Here is a 1876-nt window from a genome sequence, read left to right as displayed (position 1 = left end):
GAGGACCTCAGAGCATGGCGGAAGTTGAGCGTGTCCACTGACTATCCCGCGGATCAGGGCGGCACTTGAAGCCACGCGCGATCAAGCGCCATGCAAGGAACCGGCTGGCCCGACTGTGACCTTCGCCGGTTTCGCAGGGCGGTGATGATGACCGTCCGGGCCAGTTCGGGGAGCTTCTGATGTCGCCTCAGGGTCGCGTGCGGTCATGTCCGCTTCGTAGCGCCGACCGGGACGGCCGCTTTCGAGCGCGCTCCAAGGTACGAGCTGACCGGAAAGGACCGGATCCTGCGGGATCGAGGGATGTCCGGTATCGGTGCGCCTCAGCTACGGCCGGTGATGGCGATCTCTCGCCGGGGTAGCCAGGCCGCTCAAGAGCGGCTCGGGAGGAAAGCGGCGATCTGCTTGAGGGCGGCCCGAGGCTCATCACCGAATGAGCGGGCGAGCGCGCCGCCGCCCTAGCCTGTGGCGGCCGGGGCGCCGGCGACGCCCGGCGATGTAAGGACGACCGCTGCCTGCATCCCTGGCAGCGGCCTGCTCAGGCCCTGATGAAGTCGAGCAGGTCGGGATTGATCACCTCGGCATGCGTCGTGCACATGCCGTGCGGGAATCCCGGATATACCTTGAGCGTCCCCTTCTTCAGCAGCTTGGAGGACAGCAGCGCGGAGTCGGCAATCGGCACGATCTGGTCGTCATCGCCATGCATGACGAGCGTCGGCACGTCGATGACCTTCAGGTCTTCAGTGAAGTCCGTCTCCGAAAAGGCCTTAATTCCATCGTGGTGCGCTTTGGCCCCGCCGAGCATGCCCTGCCGCCACCAATTCTGGATCATCCCCTGAGACGGCTTCGCGTTGGGCCGGTTGAAGCCGTAGAAGGGGCCGCTTGCGAGATCGAGGTAGAACTGGGAGCGATTGGCAGCGAGTTGTTGCCGCAAGCCGTCGAAGATCCCGACTGGAAGCCCGTTGGGGTTGGCCGGCGTCTTTACCATGATCGGCGGCACTGCGCCGATCAATACCAGCTTGGCAACACGACCCTGCGGCTGGCCATAGCGGGCGACGTAGCGGGCCGCCTCGCCGCCACCGGTCGAGTGACCGATATGGACGGCTTCCCTGAGGTCGAGATGCTCGACGACGGCGGCGATGTCGCTTGCGTAGTGATCCATGTCGTGGCCGTCAGCCACCTGGCTCGAGCGGCCGTGGCCGCGCCGGTCGTGGGCCACGACGCGATAGCCCTTGTCGACAAAGTAAAGGAGCTGAGCGTCCCAATCGTCGGCGTTGAGCGGCCAGCCGTGATGGAAGACCAGAGGCTGCGCGGCCTTCGGCCCCCAGTCCTTGAAGTAGATCTCAACGCCGTCGTTCGTTGTAATCGTTCCCATGTTTGCGGTCTCTCCGGGTGTGGGGGTGAAGAGAAGGGGGCTCTGCGCCGCGGTCGGCCAGGGCGGGAGGGTGGCGAGCGCCGCAGCGCCGAGGCCGAGTGCGAGAAAGTCACGGCGAGCCGGGACGACCGGCCCAGAGATCGTGAATTCGGCCATCGAAGAACTCCGTTGCTTGCTGGATAAATCGAGACGCTACGGGCCGTGTCCTGCGGCGGTGTACGAAGGTTGCAGCGTGGAAACTGGGGCGCGACCTCATTGACGCGATGAGCGCGCGCCCCAATCCGGCCCCAACCCGACAAGCGGTCAGTAATCCCAGAAGACCGGCACCCAGCGGAAGGCGTCGCCGGCGGCCGCCACCCGGCCGACGGACGGGAACGGCAGGTGGGTGGCCACCAGCAGCTCGCCGGTCCCCGCCAGCTCCCGCAACAGACGGGTCCGGACGCGGGCCGCCTCCTCGGGGTCATGCTCGAAGCCGTTGTACCACTCGGGGTGGTCGAACCCGAC

Annotated in this window: 1 protein-coding gene and 1 pseudogene; both read right to left on the bottom strand. The window is 66.3% G+C overall.

What is annotated here, in order from left to right; all coding sequences use genetic code 11:
* Positions 1-535 precede the first annotated feature (535 nt).
* Positions 536-1528, bottom strand: a complete 993-nt coding sequence (locus KXR53_RS35440; protein ID WP_437380321.1) for an alpha/beta fold hydrolase — start codon at positions 1526-1528, stop codon at positions 536-538.
* 147 nt (positions 1529-1675) lie between these two features.
* Positions 1676-1876: pseudogene (locus KXR53_RS35435) on the bottom strand (MBL fold metallo-hydrolase); the annotation flags it as partial.

The organism is Inquilinus limosus (assembly GCF_051487185.1).
Classification (GTDB): domain Bacteria; phylum Pseudomonadota; class Alphaproteobacteria; order DSM-16000; family Inquilinaceae; genus Inquilinus; species Inquilinus limosus_F.
Note: the sequence above shows the minus strand (reverse complement) of the source record. Positions and strands in the feature narration are given on the sequence as shown.